Genomic DNA, 15,338 nt, shown 5'->3' on the forward strand with positions numbered 1-15,338 from the left:
AGGCGGCGGGGACGCTGCGGCCGCCGTACGGGGCGCCAAGGTGCGGGGGGCGGGGTCTCAACTCCCGGGCGGGAAAAGCGCGATGACCGCGGTCGGCGTGGGATCGCCACGCCGACCGCGGTCACCGCTGTCCGGCCGGGCCTTGCGCCCGGGTCAGTGGCTGGCCTCCACGGCTCCGGCCCCCGCGACGTCCGCGACGGAGTCCGCCTCGGCGGCCGCGGCCGGGTCCGCCTTGCCTCCCTTGATGAGGAAGAGGGCCAGTACCGCGGCGCCCACGACGCCGCCCGCACCCGCCAGGAAGCTGGCGGACATGGCGTCGGTGAAGGCCTGGTGGGCGGTGTTGAGCAGCGCGCTGTCCTTGGTCCTGGCGACCACGGCGAGCGCGTCGACGATCGACTTCTTGGCCGTCTCCGGCGCCGAACCCGGCATCGAGCTGGTGTAGGTGCCCGACAGGACGGCACCCAGAACGGCGACGCCGAGGGCGGCACCGGCCTGCTGGATGGTGTCGTTGAGCGCGGAGCCGACACCGGCGTGCTCCTCCGGCACGGCGCCCATCAGGGCCGACATGACCGCCGGCATCGCCAGACCGCTGCCCGCACCCATGAGGACCATGGCCGTGATCAGCGGGCCCCAGCCGTCGCCGGTCTTGAGCGTCGACAGGACGGCGAACCCGCTCGCGATGAGGAGCAGACCGGCCACGGCGATCGGACGGTTGCCGGTCTTCGGGATCAGGCCGGCGCCGACACCGTTGAACGCCAGGGTCGCCACCGCCAGCGGCGTGAAGGCCAGACCGGTCTGGACCGGGCTGTAGTCCAGGACGTACTGCAGGTACTGGGTGAGCACCAGCATCAGGCCGCCGTTGGCGAAGGTCAGCAGCACGAGCGAGAAGCTGGCGCCGGTGAAGATCTTGTTGCGGAACAGCGTCACCGGGACCATCGGCGATTCGACGCGGCTCTCCCAGATCGCGAAGGAGACCAGGCCGACCACGGCCAGGGCCAGCGAGATCTGCGTGCCGGTGTGGCCGAGACCGCCCTTGGGCAGCTCGTTGATCGTCCAGACGAGCGAGGCCATGCCGACGATGGAGAGCACCATGCCGATCGGGTCGGCCTTGCGCCAGGGGCCCTTGGACTCCGGCATCAGGATCAGCGCCGCGATGATCGCGAGGAACGCGATCGGGATGTTGATCAGGAAGACCGAACCCCACCAGAACTGGGCGAGCAGCGCACCACCGAGCACCGGGCCGCCGACCAGGCCGAGCATGGCCACCGCACTCCAGGCCGCGATGGCCTTGGGCCGCTCCTCGTCGTCGAAGACGGTGATGAGGATGGACAGCGTGCTCGGCATGATCAGTGCGCCGCCGACGCCCATCAGGACGCGGGCGAGGATCAGCTGCTCAGGACTGCCGGCCCAGGTGGCCAGGACCGACGCGGCCCCGAAGGCCGCGAGACCGATGATCATCACTCGCCGTCGCCCGAACTTGTCGGAGAGGCTTCCCGCGGTGAGCAGGAGGCCGGCGAAGACCAGCATGTACGACTCGATGATCCACTGGATGTCCTGGGCGCTCGCCTTCAGGTCCTCCGCCACGTGCGGGACCGCCACGGTGAGCACCATGTTGTCGATGACCAGCACCAGCGTGCTTAGGCACAGCACGATCAGGATGAGCCAGCGTCGCGGATGACGTTCCATCTTGAAAACCTCTCGAACGGTGTGGGCCAGGCGAACGGGCCGCGCCCAGGTGGGGGGGAGCTTAGGCGGTCATCAAACCAGCGTGCCGGTTTTTTATCTAGTTACTAGTCCGATTCAAGCCACTCCCGCCGTCCGTGTACGTCGTTCGATCTAGCGCACACTGTACGCCTCACGAACGCTGTACGCAATCCCGCACAACGTGCGGTTCACGCGCTATCCTGAAGCGACGAGAGAAGAAGGAGGCCCCACATGCCTGCCAAGGAGCAGCTGATCCAATCGGTCTGGACCCGCCCGCGCCGCGTACGACGCGAGCAGCCCGCACTGAGCCGCGAACAGATCGTGGCCGAGGCGATCGTGCTCCTGGACGCCGAGGGGCTTGAGGCGCTGAGCATGCGCCGCCTGGGCGCCCGTCTGAACGCCGGTGCCACCTCGCTGTATTCGCACGTGGCCAGCAAGGACGAGCTGATCGAGCTGGTCGTGGACGAGGTCTACGGCGAGATGATGGTGCCGGACGCCGAGGAGGAGGGCTGGCGCTCGGCGGCCGCGCGCAGCGCGCAGAGTCTGCGTGCCGCCATCCTCCGCCACCCGTGGCTTGTTTCCGTCCTCGGCCGTGCCGGATTCTCGTCGCTCGGCCCGAACATGATGCGCAATACCGACCGCATGCTGGCCGTTTTCGAGGCCGGTGGCTGCGATCTGGACGAGGCCGACCATGCCATGAAGGCGCTGCTGGCGTACGTCGTCGGGATGGGCACCAGTGAGGCGGCGTGGCTGACGGCGCTCAACCGCAGCGGCAAGAGCCCGCAGGAGTGGGCCGAAGACCTGTGGCCGACCGTCGAACAGGCCGCCCAGCCCTACCCGCGACTGCACGCCTGGTGCGTGTCGCGCCGCACCGGTGACCCGATGGGCGGCGGCTCGACGGACATCTTCTCCTACGGCCTGGACCGGCTGCTCAACGGGCTGGAGGCCTGAGCGGGCGGGCCGGGGCTTGTGGTGCGCCCCGGCCGCCACGCCCTTGAGGCACCCGGGGTCGGGGTGCCTTGGTACGGCGCCCCCGCTCGTGGGTGGGGCGCCTTCGTGCGGCGCCGTGGGTGACGGCGCGTTCTTGGGGTGCCGCCCACGGCGGCGGTACGCGGTACGGGAGAGGTCAGCGACCGGCCGTGCGGCTCACGGCGCGAGGCCGATCGTGGACAGGCCCGTCTCCTCCGGAAGTCCGAGGGCGATGTTCATGGACTGCACCGCACCGCCCGCCGTGCCCTTGGTGAGGTTGTCGATGGCGCTGACCGCGATGATCCGGTGCGCGCTCTCGTCGTACGCGACCTGGACCTGCACCGCGTTGGAGCCGTGCACGGCGCCGGTCGTCGGCCACTGCCCCTCGGGCAGCAGATGGACGAACTGCTCGTCCGCGTAAGCCTTTTGATAGGCGGCCCGGACCGCCTCCGCGGTCACTCCGGGCCTCGCCCGCGCCGAGCTGGTGGCCAGGATGCCGCGCGGCATCGGCGCCAGCGTCGGTGTGAACGAGACGGTCACCCGCTCGCCCGCGACGGAGCTGAGGTTCTGCGCGATCTCCGGGGTGTGCCGGTGGCCGCCGCCCACGCCGTACGGCGACATGCTGCCCATGACCTCGGAGCCGAGCAGGTGCGGCTTGGCCGCCTTGCCCGCCCCCGAGGTCCCGGACGCGGCGACGATCACCGCTTCCGACTCGGCGAGCCGCCCGGCGTACGCGGGGAAGAGGCCCAGCGAGACGGCGGTGGGATAGCAGCCGGGTACCGCGATGCGCTTGGAACCCTCCAACGCGGCCCGCGCGCCGGGGAGTTCGGGAAGTCCGTAGGGCCAGGTGCCGGCGTGGGCGGAGCCGTAGAACCTCTCCCACTCCGCCGCGTTCGCCAGCCTGAAGTCGGCGCCCATGTCGACCACCAGGACGTCGCGGCCGAGCTGTTCGGCGACGGCGGCGGACTGGCCGTGCGGCAGGGCGAGGAAGACCACGTCGTGGCCGGACAGCGCCTCGACGGTGGTTGGCTCCAGGACGCGGTCGGCGAGCGGCAGCAGGTGCGGCTGCAACGTGCCCAGGTACTGGCCCGCGTTGGAGTTGCCGGTCAGGGCGCCGATCGCGACATCGGGGTGGCCCAGGAGCAGACGCAGCACTTCACCGCCCGCGTACCCGCTCGCTCCGGCCACTGCCGCTCGTATCTTCTTCATGAGTCCTCCCCGTCGCGGGCCTGTCTCCGTACCGGTCCCCGACGGCCGCCGTCAGCCATGTCGGTCGTGAACATCAGAGGTGGGCGAAGCGCTCGGCGCGCTCTTCGGTGAGGGCGTCGACGGCGGTCGTCGCCCGGCGCCACCCCTCGTGGATGTGTCCCAGTACGCGGCCCAGGGTGTGCAGGAAGGCCGCGACTTCCTCGTCGCCGATGATCAGCGGCGGGGCGAGCCGGATCACGTCCGGCGCGACGGCGTTCACCAACAGACCTGATTCCTCGGCCACTTGCTGCACCTGGAGGGCGAGCGGCTCGGCCAGGACGATGCCCATCAGGAGGCCCGCTCCGCGCACCTCGGCGATCAGGGGGTGGCCGAGCGCCTCGATGCCGTCGCGCAGCTGCTCGCCCTGGCGCCGGACGTGGTCCAGGAGTCCCTCGCCCGCGATGGTGTCGAGGACGGCGAGCGCGGCCGCGCAGGCGACCGGGTTGCCGCCGAAGGTGGTGCCGTGCGAGCCGGGGCCCAGGAGCTGGGCGGCCCGGCCGAAGGCGAGGGTCGCGCCGATCGGGAGCCCGCCGCCGAGGCCCTTGGCGAGCGTGACGATGTCCGGTTCGATGCCCTGGGCCTGGTGCTGGAACCAGTGGCCGGTGCGGCCGATGCCGGTCTGCACCTCGTCCACGGCGAGCAGTGCTCCGGCGGCCCGGGTGATCTCACGGGCGGCGGCCAGGTAGCCGGGCGGCGGGACGATCACGCCGTTCTCGCCCTGGATCGGTTCGAGGACGACGAGGGCGGTGTGCGCGGTGACGGCTTCGCGCAGCGCCTCGGCGTCTCCGAACTCGACGAAGGTGACGTCCTCGGGGAAGGGCTCGAACGGAGTCCTCTTGGCCGGCTGCCCGGTCACCGACAGGGCGCCCATGGTGCGGCCGTGGAAGCCGCCCCGGGTCGCCACCATGTGCCGGCGCCCGGTCAGGCGGCCGATCTTGAAGGCGGCTTCGTTGGCCTCGGCGCCGGAGTTGCAGAAGAAGACGCGCCCCGGCCGGCCGGCCAGTTCCAGGAGCCGCTCGGCGAGCTCGACCGGCTCGGGGGCGATGAACAGGTTGGAGACGTGGCCGAGCCGGCCGACCTGCTCGCTGACGGCCCGTACGACCGCCGGGTGCGCGGTACCCAGGGCGTTGACGGCGATGCCGCCGACGAAGTCCAGGTACTTCTTGCCGTCGGCGTCCCAGAACGCGGCGCCCTCGCCGCGCACCAGCGGCACGCGGGGGGTCCCGTAGTTGCCCATCAGCGAGGCCTGCCAGCGCTGTACGAGCTCGGTATTGTCGGCCTCGCTCATTTCGATCCCTCTTCTCCGTCCGGCACGACCACCGTGCCGACTCCCTCGTCCGTGAACATCTCCAGCAGGACCGAGTGCTGGACCCGGCCGTCGATGACGCGGGCGTTGCTCACGCCGTTGCGCACCGCGTGCAGGCAGCCCGCCATCTTCGGCACCATGCCGCTGGACAGCTCGGGCAGCAGCTCCTCCAGCTCCGTCGCCGTGAGCCTGCTGATCACCTCGTCGCTGTTGGGCCAGTCCGCGTAGAGGCCTTCGACGTCGGTGAGGACCATCAGGGTTTCGGCGCCAAGCGCCGCAGCGAGCGCCGCAGCCGCCGTATCAGCATTGACGTTGTAGACATGTCCGTCGTCCTGTGAGTGGGCGATAGAGGAGATCACCGGGATCCGGCCGTTTTCGAGGAGTGCCTCGACGGCGCCGGTGTCGACCTCGGTGATCTCACCGACCCGGCCGATGTCGACCAGCTCGCCGTCGATCTCGGGCCAGTGCCTGGAGGCCGTGATGGTGTGGGCGTCCTCGCCGGTGAGGCCGACGGCGAGCGGGCCGTGCTGGTTCAGCAGACCGACCAGCTCGCGCTGGACCTGGCCGGCGAGCACCATGCGTACGACGTCCATCGCCTCGGGCGTGGTGACGCGCAGGCCCGCCTTGAACTCGCTGGCCAGTCCGCGCCGGTCGAGTTCCGCGCTGATCTGCGGGCCGCCGCCGTGCACGACCACCGGCTTCAGTCCGGCGTGGTGGAGGAAGACGACATCGCGGGCGAAGGCGGCCTTCAGCTCGTCGTCGACCATCGCGTTGCCGCCGAACTTGATGACGGCGATCTCGCCGCGGTGGCGGATCAGCCACGGCAGCATTTCCAGGATGGACTCCGCCTTGGCCAGGCCCGGGTGCTGGTCGGTCTTCATGATGCGTACGCGCTGTTCTCGTGGACGTACTCGGCGGTCAGGTCATTGGCCCAGACGGTGGCCGACTCGGTGCCCGCGGCGAGGTCGGCGGTGATGACGACGCTCCGCCCGCGCAGGTCCACCGCGTCGCGGTCCGCCCCGATCGCGCCGTCCTTGCAGACCCACACACCGTTGAAGGCGACGTTCAGCCGGTCCGGGTCGAAGTCGGCCCGGGTGGTGCCGATCGCCGCGAGCACCCGGCCCCAGTTGGGATCCTCGCCGTGGATGGCGCACTTGAGGAGGTTGTTGCGGGCGATGGTCCGGGCGACCTCGACCGCGTCGTCCTCCGAGGCCGCGCCCACGACGTCGATGCGGATGTCCTTGGAGGAGCCCTCGGCGTCGCCGATGAGCTGGCGGGCCAGATCGTCGCAGACGGTCCGGACCGCTTCGGCGAACTCGCCGTATTCCGGGCTGAGTCGGGAGGATCCGGAAGCCAGCAGCAGCACGGTGTCGTTGGTGGACATGCAGCCGTCGGAGTCGACCCGGTCGAAGGTGGTGCGGGTCGCCGCGCGCAGCGCCTTGTCGAGGCTGTCGCTGGCGAGGTCCGCGTCGGTGGTGAGCACCACCAGCATCGTGGCGAGGCCGGGGGCGAGCATGCCGGCGCCCTTGGCCATGCCGCCCAGGGTCCAGCCGTCGCCCTCGTACACGGCGGTCTTGTGCACCGAGTCGGTGGTCATGATGGCGAGGGCGGCGTTCTCACCGCCGTCCGTGGACAGTTGGGCCGCCGCGTTCTCGACTCCGCTGAGCAGCCGGTCCATCGGCAGCCGGATGCCGATGAGCCCGGTGGAGGCGACGGCGACCTGATCGGCGCTGTGTCCCTCCAGCAGCCCGGCCACCTTCTCGGCGGTGGCCCGCGTGTCGTCCTGGCCCTCGGTGCCCGTGCAGGCGTTGGCGCCACCGGAGTTGAGGACGACGGCGCCGACCTCTCCGCCGGCCAGAACCCGTTTGCTCCACAGGACGGGCGCGGCCTGCACCCGGTTGGACGTGAAGACACCCGCCGCGGCTCTGCTCGGGCCGGTGTTGACCACGAGGGCGAGATCCGGGTTGCCACTGCTCTTGATTCCGGCTGCGACGCCTGCGGCCGAGAAGCCCTGCGCTGCCGTAACACTCATGGCGAAACTCCTAGGGTGGAAAAATGCCTTGTTTCCTAAGGGGGCGAGCGGCTTGAGAGGGCTGCCGCGAGCGGCTGGTCCATCGGGCCCGGACTGCCGGTGCCCGTGTCTCCAAGCCGGTGCCGGAGCGGTACGTCAGCCACTATCTTCCGGAGCTCGACCGTTCGTCTAGCGCCCTGTGCCAAACTGCTGGAAATTCAAGTCCTTCAGCACGGACTGTCCTGTCCACAGGACACCGGGCGGTCCCGGCCGGGAAGAAACTACCCGGCTTTGACCGTGGACCGATCACTGATATGCATGGACAGATCAACCGGCCTTCAGGAGCGCGTATTTGCCATTATGCGCGACTCCGAAAGGCCGAACACCCTAAGAATGCGGGATGGGAGCCCATCCACCTCGCACAGTACACGGATCACGAATCACTTCCCACGGGAAGCAGATCGTGAACGGCTTGAATTGGAGTGGACGATGAGCAGCAACCTGTTCGATGACGCGGATGGCCAGTTCTATGTCCTGGTGAACGAGGAGGAGCAGCACTCCCTTTGGCCCTCGTTCGTCGAGGTTCCGGCGGGCTGGCGGGTGGCGTTCGGCGAGAGCGGTCACCAGGAGTGCCTGGATTTCGTCGAGGAGAACTGGACCGACCTGCGCCCCAAGAGCCTGCGTGAGGCGATGGCCGCCTAGGCGGCTGCCCATCGGCAGGCTCCGATCCCCCCACCTGCGAACGGCTCGTCAGCCCGGCTGACGGGCCGTTTCGCGCAGGGGCATCCGGTCAACCCGCCATGGCCGCCACCAGCTGCCCCCGCTCCGCCGCCACGGGCCGGCTGCTGACGATGGAGTCGGCGATCTCCCCGCTGCGGATGGCGATGTTGGACAGCAGGGCCGACGACAGGCCGTGGGTGTGCTCGGTGCCGCCCTGGATGTACAGGCCGCAGGGCAGTTCGGGCAGGGTGACCAGCCGGTTGTCGCGCTGCACCTGGTGCCGTCCGGCGTCGTCGCGCAGGCAGTAGCGGTCGAGGTCGCCGAGCAGCCGGCTCGGGTCGAGGGAGTCGTAGCCGGTGGCGAACACGATCGCGTCCACGTCCAGTTCCCTCGTGTGGCCGTCGAGCAGGGTGTCCAGCAGGACCCTCGTCTCGTCGCCGGCCCGCTTGACCTCTCTGACCCTGGTCATGTTGAGGAAGTGCAGCCGCTTGACGCCTGCGACGTCCTCGTCGTACGAGCGCCGGTACAGGTCCTTGATGACGTCGCCGTCGACCACCGAGTAGTTCGTGTTCTTGTGGTAGCGCCAGAACGATTCCCGCGCTTTCTCCGTTCCGTAGTAGTAGTCGTCGACGGCGTCCGGGTCGAATATCTGGTTCGCGAAAGGAGTGTCGTCCGCGACGGAGTATCCGTACGACGGGAAGATCGCGGACACCTCCGCGTGCGGGAGGCTGTCGTAGAGGTACCTGGTGATCTCGGCGGCGCTCTGGCCGGCGCCGACCACCGCCACGCGCTTGAGGTCGCTGGGGTTCATGCGCCGGTACTTGGCGAGGAACTCCGAGCTGTGCCAGACGCGTTCGTCGGCCTTCATGCCCTGCGGCATGCGCGGCACCAGGCCCGTCGAGATGGCCACGTTGCGCGCGTTGACCAGCCGGGTCACGCCGGTGGCGTTGTCCCGGACCTCGACCTCGACGTAGTCGGGGCGCTCGCCCGCGAGCCCCGGCGGCATCCGGATCGCGGTGACGTCCGACCCGTAGGAGACGCGGTCGGTGAAGTTCGCCGCCGCCCACTCCAGGTACTGGTGGAACTCCAGCCGGGTCGGGAAGAAGTCCATGTTGTTGACGAACTTCGCCAGCCGGCCCGACTCGTGCAGGTACGACACATAGCCGAACCGCGACACGGGATTGCGGAAGGTCGCCAGGTCCTTCAGGAACGAGATCTGCATGGTCGCGGACGGCAGCAGCATGTTCCGGTGCCAGCCGAACGCCTGCTGCCGCTCGAAGAAGACCGCGGTGGTCGGGTTTGCCGGAGTGTTCTCCCGGTGTTCTTCCAGAGAGATGGCGAGCGACAGGTTCGACGGGCCGAAACCGATGCCGACAACGTCGTATACCTCGGGTGCACGAGTACTCATAGAGAATTCTCCCGTTTGGGTAGCTGTGACGGGACCTGCCGACCTTTCGGCAGGCCAATTCGTGTATATCCCAAGAGGCCTCTGAACAGGAAAGTCGTCAACTGTCGTCGTGCTCATGGCTTGTGGTTTCGGAGTCTCAACCGGCGGTCCGGGAGACATGCGTTCAAGGGGTGCACTCAAGAACGCCTCGGAAACCAACCTAGAGCGGCCGGACGAGTGTTGCAAGACTTTCGGTCAAGGAACGCAACAGGATGCCGATGTCCTGTCGACAGTACAGCTTCGCAAGTGTGCCGAAATTATTTGACAGGACCACGCGAAGCCGCAGTAGCGTCGATGTCGAGTGGCACCCCTGCCGCGTGTGGGACCTCTGAAAGGGTGGATGCCGGATGTTCGTTCCCAGTCAATATCGTGAACCTGACGGTTCGTGGATGGTCGATCTGATCCGCAACAATCCGATGGCGCTTATGGCCTCCAACAGCAGCCCGGCCGACGGAAGTTCTCCGGCGAGTCCCTATGCCACGCACCTGCCCGTGATACCGGATCCGCAGATGGTCGGAGAATGGTCCGACGACCTGTCCGGCGGGACTCTTCTTGGCCATATGAACCGGGCCAATCCCCACTGGTCCGCGCTGGAGACGGGAAGCAATGTCCTGCTGGTCTTCTCCGGCCCGCACGCCTATGTGTCGCCGACCGTGTACGAGCTGACGCCGGCCGCCCCGACCTGGAACTTCACCTCGGTCCATGTGCACGGCGTGGTCGAGAAGTTCGACTCGCTCGACGAGACGCTGGAGGTGGTTCAGTCCACCGTGCGGGCCTTCGAGGGCGCTTTCGGCACCGGCTGGGACATGTCCGAGTCGATCGGCTACTTCCACAAACTGGCGCCCGCGGTGGGTTCGTTCCGGATCCGGGTGACCGGAGCGGACGGCATGTTCAAGCTCAGCCAGGAGCAGGCACCCGAGGTCCGCGACCGCGTGCAGGCGTCCTTCGCCGGACGTGAGTGCGGCCGGCACCGCGAGGCGGCCCGGCTCATGAGCGAGCTGCCGTCGTGCGCGCGGGTCTGAGCCGGCCGCGGCCCCCGGCCGCGTAGGCTCGTCCGGACAGCCTTCAGGGCCCTCACTCCTGGCGGAGTGCGGGCCCTGCGGCATGTGCGACGAACCGTGGGGTGGGAGCCGGTGTCCGAGCCCGGCTCTCAGGCGCTGATGCTGGCCCGCTCCTGTAGCTGTTCCAGCTCGGCGATCTCCTCCAGGGCTCGCCCGGCGGCGCTGTCGAGCGTCTCCAGGACCCACTGCTCCAGGCCGAGCCCCGACTGCTCAGCGGCCTTGTGCCACCACTGCAGGCGGCTGTCGGGCAGGGCCAGACGCCGGGTCGTCTCCAACTGCTTGCCGGCCCGCGGCTCGTCGGCCCGCGCCATGCGCAGCGCGCCGCGGAGCTGCTTGGTGGTCCACTTCTTCTGCTCGGCGCGGTCCAGCCACACTTCCTGCTCCTCGACCGGCAGGGAGGCGATCTCGGCGTGGTGCTGGAACGTCAGCGCCTGGCGGCGCCGGTCGAAGGCGAAACGGCGGGCGACCCAGGCGTAGTTGCGCAGGGTCTGGTACTGGAGCCCGGCGGTGCGGATGCCCCGTTGGTAGCGGTCGGTGTAGTGGTCCTTGCCGTAGACGAGCCAGTCGCCGAGCCACCACGAGGACGAGTCCACGATGCCGGAGAGCCGGCACCCGGCCTGCTCCCAGTCGTCGTAGTTCATCCCAGCCGGCAGCTGCAGACCCACCTTGGTGGTGAGCACCTGGGCGCGCCGGTCGTCCGGGCTGTTCCTGCGCTGGCGGGGCAGGGCGTCGGTCCTTCTGCGGAACGGGGCGACTGTGGCGCCTTCGAGGTCACTGGTCCGACTGGTCATCATGCCTCCGTGTGCATGGGCGCGGACGCGCTAAGCAGCGCGGTCCGCTCCCCAACGGGAATGGATTCATGGGATTGCGGCAGCAGTCCTCGGATGCGGCTCGCCATCGGTCGCCTCTGCGCACCGTTCTGCACGGCCGGACCGTCAACACCCTCGACCACTCCCCCCGTTCGCCTCGACCACAGAAACCCCCACGTCATGGCGGCTGTCGGCCTCCTCCCCCGCGCCCGGTGGCACAGGGCCCGCCCGCGCGAGGGGAGGCCGCTCATGGGCCATCGAACACCGCACCGCGCAACGCCTGCGCAACAGGCGTCTCCGGCGCCCGCGTTGCGCACCCGTTGCGGGCTGTCCGGTCTGCTGGTGCCCAACGGTTCGGTCCCATCGAGAAGAGGCCCCGAAGATGTCCGTCACCACCACCGCGCAGGCGCCCATCGAGACCACCGGCGCCCGTACCGAGCAGGCCGCGTCGGTGATCAGCGACGCCCGTGAGCGCATCGACGCGCTCGACAACCGCATCATCGGCCTGATCCGGGAGCGCATGGCCTACTCGGCCATGATCCAGGAGACCCGCATCTCCTCGGGCGGCCGCCGCGTCAACCTGTCCCGTGAGATGGAGATCCTGTCCCACTACAGCGATTCGCTCGGCAAGCCCGGTACGACCCTCGCCATGACGCTCCTGGAGCTCGGCCGGGGACGTATCTGAACCGGGGCGGCACGGGGCCTGTGGCGCCCGTACACGGCGAAAGGGCCGCACCTTGAAGGTGCGGCCCTTTCGCCGTGCCCAGCCCCTGCCCGTGCGCCCGCACGCGGGCGGCAGCGCGGCCCGCCGGACAGGATCCGGCGGGCCGCGCTGCTTTCGTGCTTCGGTTACGCCTCGCCGTCGACCACCTCGGCCAGCTCGGCGATCGTCTGCCGCCGGAACACGTCCTTGGCGGTGATCGGCAGCCCGGCCTTCTTCGCCTTGGCGACCACCATGATCCCGAGGATCGAGTCGCCGCCCAGCTGGTAGAAGTTGTCGGTGACGCCGACCTCGGCGACCCCCAGGACAGCGGACCAGATCTCGGCGAGCAGCCGCTCGGTGTCGGTGCGCGGCGCGAGGCCGGCGCCGGCGTCCGCGGTGTGCTCCGGGGCCGGAAGCGCCTTGCGGTCGATCTTGCCGTTCGGGGTGAGCGGGAACTCGGCGAGCGTCACGACGGCCGAGGGCACCATGAACTCCGGCAGCCGGGCGGCCACGAAGTCGCGCAGCTCGGCCGCGTCGGGCTGCTGCCCGTCGACCGGCCGTACGTAGCCGACCAGGCGCTTGTGCCCGTCCTCCTCCAGGGCCATGACGAACGCGGCCTCGATGCCCGGGTGCTGGGCGAGGACCAGCTCGATCTCGCTCGGCTCGATCCGGTAGCCGCGGACCTTGACCTGGTGGTCGACCCGGCCCACGTACTCGATGGCGCCCTGGCCCGTCCAGCGCACCAGGTCCCCGGTCCGGTACATCCGGTCGTCCGGCGCCTGGCCGTGCGGGTTGTCCAGGAAGCGCTCCGCGGTGAGCTCGGGACGGTTGAGGTAGCCGCGCGCCACCCCGGGACCCGCGATGTACAGCTCGCCGACGACCCCGACGGGTACCGGGTTGAGCTGCTCGTCCAGTACGTACACCGTGGTGTTGGCGAGCGGGCCGCCGATGGGGACGGCGGTGTTCTCGTCGGCCTCGCGCACCAGCTGCCAGGTGGCGTACGTGGTGGTCTCGGTGGGCCCGTAGACGTGCAGCAGGCGCTCGGGCGGCTCGGCCGCCAGGACCTGCGCCACCCGCGCGGAGTTGACCGCCTCGCCGCCGAAGAGCAGGTGGCGCAGCGTGCGGAAGGCGGTGGGGTCGGCGGCGACGACCTGGTTGAAGACGGCGGTGGTCAGGAACAGCGTGGTGATGTGGTGCCGGGTCAGCGTGCCGATCAGGGCGGCCGGGTCGAGCAGCGTGTGCTTGTCGATCACGACGAGGCGGGCCCCGGAGACCAGCGGTGCCCAGATCTCGAAGGTGGCCGCGTCGAAGGTGGCGTCGGCGCCCTGGCCCACCACGTCGTCCTCGCGCAGCGCCACGTAGTCGGCGTTGCACACCAGGCGGGTGATGGAGCGGTGCTCGATGACGGTGCCCTTGGGCTGGCCGGTCGAGCCCGAGGTGTAGATGACGTACGCGGCGTCCCGCCCCGAGACCTCGATCCGCGGCGGCGTGTCGGGCAGTGCCGCGATGGTCTCCTTCTCCTCGTCCAGGCAGACCATCCGCACGTCCGCGTCCGGCAGCTTCGCCGTCAGCCGCCGCTCGGTCAGGCACACCGTCGCCTCGGCGTCGGCGAGCATGAACGCCAGCCGGTCGGAGGGGTATTCGGGGTCCAGCGGCAGATAGGCGCAGCCGGCCCGCAGGACGCCGAGCAGCGCGGCGAACAGTTCGGGGCCGCGCGGCAGGCAGATCGCGACGAAGGACCCGGGCCGGACACCGGCCGACACCACGAGGTTGGCCAGCCGGTTCGCCCGCGCGTCCAGCTCCGCGTACGTCGTCGTGCCGCCGCGGCCGTCCACCACCGCGACCGCGTCGGGGCGGGCCCGCGCCTGGTCGCCGACGAGCTCGTGGACGCCGCGGTCGGCGGGGAAGTCGACGCGGTTGACGGCCCAGTCGGCGGTCACCGTGCGGCGCTCCTCCTCGTCGAGGAGGGGGAGCTCGCCCACCGGGCGCGCCGGGTCGGCGACGGCGGCGGTCAGCAGGACGACCAGGTGCCGGGCGAGCCGCTGCATGGTGGCCGCGTCGAACAGCGCGGTGTCGTACTCCAGGACCCCGGCCAGTTCGCCGGTCTCGGTCCCGGTGAACTCGACGGTGACGTCGTACGCCGAGGGCACACCGGCGGGGCGGAACTCCCGCACGGTGAGTCCGGGCAGGGCGGCCTCGTGGCCCGCCGTCTCGCGCAGCACCACCATGGCCTGCACCAGCGGCCGGCGGCCGCCCTCGCCCTGCTCGCCCAGCTCGTCCACGAGGCGCTCGTAGGGCACCTCCTGGTGGGCGAAGGCGTCCTGGAGGGCCTGGGTGCTCTCGGTGAGGAGCTCCGCGAACGGCGTGGCGGGCAGTACGGTGCCGCGCACGACGAGCGGGTTGGCGAAGTGGCCGACCAGGCGGCTCAGTTCGGGCCGGGCCTCGCGGCCGGCCGCGACCGTGCCGAGCACCAGGTCCTGCTGCTGGCTGTAGCGCGAGAAGAGCACCTGGCAGGCGGTGAAGAGGCCGCCGAACAGGGTGCCGCCGCGCTCGCGGGCCAGCTCGCCCAGACCGCTGACGACCTCGGCGGGGACGCGGAAGGAGTGCAGCGCGCCGTCGGCGCCGCGACCGCCCCCTCGGGGCCGGTCGGTGGGCAGCCGCAGCACGGGGAGGTCGGCCAGCCGCTTGCGCCAGCAGTCCAGGCGCGAGGCGAGCTTGGCGTCGCTGAACCGCTTGCGCTGCCAGGCCGCGTGGTCGGCGTAGCGCACGGTGAGCTCGGGCAGGTGGGCGGGCCGGCCCACCAGCGCGGCCTCGTACAGCTCGCCGAGCTCGGCGGTGATGACGTCCTTCGACCACAGGTCCGCGGCGATCTGGTGCAGGCACAGCACCAGGACGTGCTCGGTGGCGGTCAGCTGGGCGAGCAGCACCCGCAGCACGGGGCCGGAGGCGAGGTTGAAGGGAGCCGCGAGCAACTCCCCTATGCGGGCGTCCAGTTGGGCCTGGCGGGCCGGTGCGGGCAGCGGTGCGAGGTCGGCGAGCTCCAGCTCGATCGGGGCGACCGGCCACACGCTCTGGCAGGGCTTGCCGTCCACCACCGCGTAGGTGGTGCGCAGCGGTTCGTGCCGGGCCACCAGCTGGCGGACCGCTTCGGTCAGGGCGGTCTGCCGCAGCTCGCCGGTGAGGCGGAGCGCGACGACCAGGTGGTGCTCCGGCCCGTGGGAGGCGAGCTTGTACAGCTGTTCCTGGCCGAGGGAGAGCGGAAGCAGCTCGTCCCCGGTGGTGGCCGACCCCCGGTCCCGCAGCATCAGCGTCGGCTCCTCGCCCAGCCGGGCGCCGGGGCCGATCGTCACGTCGGTCATC

12 protein-coding genes are annotated in these 15,338 nt (G+C 70.2%); 4 read left to right on the plus strand and 8 right to left on the minus strand.

The window, feature by feature from the left end:
• Positions 1-153: 153 nt before the first annotated feature.
• A complete protein-coding gene (locus tag ACIQ8J_RS24420) occupies positions 154-1,686 on the minus strand; it encodes an MFS transporter (protein WP_403274287.1) in 1,533 nt (510 codons plus the stop codon).
• Between the two features lie 249 nt (positions 1,687-1,935).
• On the opposite strand from ACIQ8J_RS24420, the gene ACIQ8J_RS24425 reads away from it, so the two are divergent.
• The gene (locus tag ACIQ8J_RS24425; protein WP_403274286.1) at positions 1,936-2,655 is read left to right on the plus strand and encodes a TetR/AcrR family transcriptional regulator C-terminal domain-containing protein; all 720 of its coding nucleotides are present in this window, start codon (positions 1,936-1,938) and stop codon (positions 2,653-2,655) included.
• A gap of 195 nt (positions 2,656-2,850) precedes the next feature.
• On the opposite strand, the gene argC is transcribed toward ACIQ8J_RS24425, so the two are convergent.
• From argC to argJ, 4 genes are all read right to left on the minus strand, one after another.
• On the minus strand, positions 2,851-3,882 hold the full coding sequence (gene argC, locus ACIQ8J_RS24430) for an N-acetyl-gamma-glutamyl-phosphate reductase (protein WP_403274284.1): 1,032 nt from the start codon (positions 3,880-3,882) through the stop codon (positions 2,851-2,853).
• A gap of 73 nt (positions 3,883-3,955) precedes the next feature.
• Entirely contained in the window at positions 3,956-5,209 is a 1,254-nt protein-coding gene (locus ACIQ8J_RS24435) for an acetylornithine transaminase (RefSeq protein WP_403274282.1), read from the minus strand.
• Positions 5,206-6,108, minus strand: a complete 903-nt coding sequence (argB, locus tag ACIQ8J_RS24440; RefSeq protein WP_403274281.1) for an acetylglutamate kinase — start codon at positions 6,106-6,108, stop codon at positions 5,206-5,208. Before argB ends, ACIQ8J_RS24435 begins: the two co-directional genes overlap by 4 nt.
• Complete coding sequence (gene argJ / locus ACIQ8J_RS24445) at positions 6,105-7,259, minus strand: bifunctional glutamate N-acetyltransferase/amino-acid acetyltransferase ArgJ (RefSeq protein ID WP_403274279.1); 1,155 nt, start codon at positions 7,257-7,259, stop codon at positions 6,105-6,107. Before argJ ends, argB begins: the two co-directional genes overlap by 4 nt.
• 468 nt (positions 7,260-7,727) lie before the next feature.
• Here argJ and ACIQ8J_RS24450 point away from each other — a divergent pair, with 468 nt between their 5' ends.
• The gene (locus ACIQ8J_RS24450) at positions 7,728-7,940 is read left to right on the plus strand and encodes an MbtH family protein (protein WP_399055240.1); all 213 of its coding nucleotides are present in this window, start codon (positions 7,728-7,730) and stop codon (positions 7,938-7,940) included.
• 88 nt (positions 7,941-8,028) lie between these two features.
• On the opposite strand, the gene ACIQ8J_RS24455 is transcribed toward ACIQ8J_RS24450, so the two are convergent.
• Positions 8,029-9,366 (minus strand): lysine N(6)-hydroxylase/L-ornithine N(5)-oxygenase family protein, encoded by a 1,338-nt coding sequence (locus ACIQ8J_RS24455; protein WP_403274277.1) that lies wholly within the window; start codon positions 9,364-9,366, stop codon positions 8,029-8,031.
• 386 nt (positions 9,367-9,752) lie between these two features.
• Here ACIQ8J_RS24455 and ACIQ8J_RS24460 point away from each other — a divergent pair, with 386 nt between their 5' ends.
• Positions 9,753-10,427, plus strand: coding sequence for an FMN-binding negative transcriptional regulator (locus ACIQ8J_RS24460; protein WP_403274275.1), 675 nt, complete (start codon positions 9,753-9,755; stop codon positions 10,425-10,427).
• 128 nt (positions 10,428-10,555) lie between these two features.
• Here the strand turns inward: ACIQ8J_RS24460 and ACIQ8J_RS24465 are convergent, their stop codons facing one another.
• Entirely contained in the window at positions 10,556-11,257 is a 702-nt protein-coding gene (locus tag ACIQ8J_RS24465) for an LmbU family transcriptional regulator (protein WP_403274273.1), read from the minus strand.
• Positions 11,258-11,657: 400 nt separating this feature from the next.
• On the opposite strand from ACIQ8J_RS24465, the gene ACIQ8J_RS24470 reads away from it, so the two are divergent.
• A complete protein-coding gene (locus tag ACIQ8J_RS24470) occupies positions 11,658-11,960 on the plus strand; it encodes a chorismate mutase (RefSeq protein WP_403274272.1) in 303 nt (100 codons plus the stop codon).
• Positions 11,961-12,124: 164 nt separating this feature from the next.
• Here the strand turns inward: ACIQ8J_RS24470 and ACIQ8J_RS24475 are convergent, their stop codons facing one another.
• Complete coding sequence (locus ACIQ8J_RS24475; RefSeq protein WP_403274269.1) at positions 12,125-15,337, minus strand: amino acid adenylation domain-containing protein; 3,213 nt, start codon at positions 15,335-15,337, stop codon at positions 12,125-12,127.
• Between the last annotated feature and the right edge of the window lies 1 nt (position 15,338).

Origin of the sequence: Streptomyces sp. NPDC094147 (assembly GCF_044764265.1) — a bacterium.
GTDB lineage: Bacteria > Actinomycetota > Actinomycetes > Streptomycetales > Streptomycetaceae > Streptomyces.